1 protein-coding gene and 1 pseudogene are annotated in these 2,078 nt (G+C 75.7%); both read right to left on the bottom strand.

Going from position 1 to position 2,078, the window contains the following annotated elements:
• Positions 1-348, bottom strand: a 348-nt coding sequence (locus tag B7L92_RS43095; RefSeq protein ID WP_255311286.1) for an AMP-binding enzyme, incomplete at its 3' end; no start/stop codon positions are given.
• A 21-nt stretch (positions 349-369) separates the two neighbouring features.
• Positions 370-2,051 (bottom strand): annotated as a pseudogene (locus B7L92_RS35085) (non-ribosomal peptide synthetase); the annotation flags it as partial.
• Between the last annotated feature and the right edge of the window lie 27 nt (positions 2,052-2,078).

The following is a 2,078-nucleotide window of genomic DNA, read 5'->3' on the forward strand; positions in this document are numbered from 1 at the left end:
GAAGAAGTCGTCGTGGACGCCGACCTTCGGCAGGTCGAGCACCTCGCACCAGATCTGCGCCACGACCGTCTCGGCCGGGGTGCGCGGTGCGACGCCGGCGTGCGGCGCGGGCGCCGCGGGATCGGGCAGGGCCGCGGTGTCCAGCTTGCCCTGCACGGTCAGCGGCAGGGCGTCCAGGAGGACGAACGCGGAGGGGACGAGGTAGTGGGGCAGACGGGCCCGGCAGTGGGTGCGCAGGGACTCCTGTGACAGCCCGCCGCCCGCGGCGTACCCGACGAGGGCCGTCTCGCCGTTGAGGGTGCGCACCACGACGGCCGCCCCGCGCACCCCCGGGTGCGCGCGCAGCACCGCCTCGGCCTCCCCCGGTTCGACGCGGAAGCCGCGGATCTTGACCTGGTCGTCGTTGCGGCCGAGGAACTCGAGCTCCCCGCCGGGCAGTCGGCGTACGACGTCGCCGGTGCGGTAGAGGCGGCCGCCGGGCGTGCCGAACGGGTCGGGCACGAACCGTTCGGCGGTGAGGGCGGGCCGTCCGAGGTACCCGCGGGCCAGCTCCGGTCCGCCGAGGACGAGTTCTCCGGGCACGCCGGGCGGTACGGGTTCGCCGAGCGGGTCGACGACATGGGCGCGGCGGCTGCCCAGCGGGCGGCCGATGGGCACCCGGCCGGCCGGGGCCGAGACGACGGTGTGCGCGGTGGCGGAGATCACCGCCTCGGTGGGGCCGTACGTGTTGACCACGGGCACCCCGGGCAGGTGCGCGAACCAGCGCTCCAGGGGGTCGGCGGGCAGCGCCTCTCCCCCGGTCACCAGCAGCCGCAGGGAGGCCAGCCGGGGGGCCAGCACGTCCAGGCGGGCCACCAGTTCCGTCCAGTACGAGGGGGTCAGCTCCATGACCGTCACCCGCTCGGCGGCGACACGGTCGGCCAGCTCCTCCGGCGCCCAGATGTCGTCGGGGCGCACGAGCACCGTCGCCCCGGCGCTCAGCGCGGGCAGGATCTGCTCCAGCGAGGCGTCGAAGGAGGTGGAGGCGAAGGTGAGCACCCGGTCCCGCTCGGTCAGTCCGAACGCCTCGCGGGCGGTGGCGACATGGGCGTCCAGGGCGTGGTGCTCGATGCCGACGGCCTTGGGGCGGCCGGTGGAGCCCGAGGTGAAGATGACGTAGGCGAGGTCGTCGCGGCGGGGGGCGTGGCGGTGGGTCCGTCGGGGTCGGGGAGGACGTCGCCGACGTCGACGGCGACGGCCCCGAGGGCGGCGGCGCGGTCCCGGGTGCCCGCGTCGCACACCAGGTGCCGCACCGCGGCCTCCTCGCCCATGTACCGCAGCCTCTCCCCGGGGAGCCGGGGGTCGAGCGGGACGTAGACGCCGCCCGCCCGCCAGACGGCGAGCACCGCCGCCACGGACCACACGCCGCGGTCGACGCACACCCCCACGGCGTCGCCCGGGACCGTGCCCGCACGGATCAGGGCCGCGGCCAGTCCTCCGGTGAGGGCGTCCAGGCGAGCGTGGTCGAGGGTCGTGCCCTCGCAGACGACGGCCGGGGCGTGCGGCGGGCCCGCCACCTCGAACGGCGGTGCGGGTTCCGCGTCCCGCCCGGCGTCCGCGACGAGGTGCCGCCGCTCGTCCGCCGAGAGCAGGGCGGCCTCGTCGGCGCGCGCGGTGGGATCGGCCAGCAGTGCCTCGAGGACACGGCCGACGTGGTGGGCGAACCGGGTCGCGGTGTCCGGGTCGAACAGGTCGGCGGCGTACTCGACGTTGAGCGCGAAGCGGTCCGGCCGGACCACGAAGGTGGCGGTCAGGTCGAACTTGGCCGACCTCCAGGGCAGTGCGACGTCGGCCGTCTCCAGACCGGGCAGGCCGATGCCGGTCGCGGAGGACTCCTGGACGTCGACCATGGCCTGGAACAGCGGGTTGCGGGACAGGTCGCGTTCCGGGCGCAGCCGCCCCACGACCTGTTCGAACGGCACCTCCTGGTGGTCGAAGGCGCCCAGGACGACGTCGCGCACCCGGTCCACGAGCGTGTGGAAGGCCGGCCGGCCGGACAGGTCGGTGCGCAGGACGACGGTGTTGACGAAGAAGCCGAC

Source organism: Streptomyces viridosporus, from assembly GCF_002078235.1.
Lineage (GTDB): Bacteria > Actinomycetota > Actinomycetes > Streptomycetales > Streptomycetaceae > Streptomyces > Streptomyces viridosporus.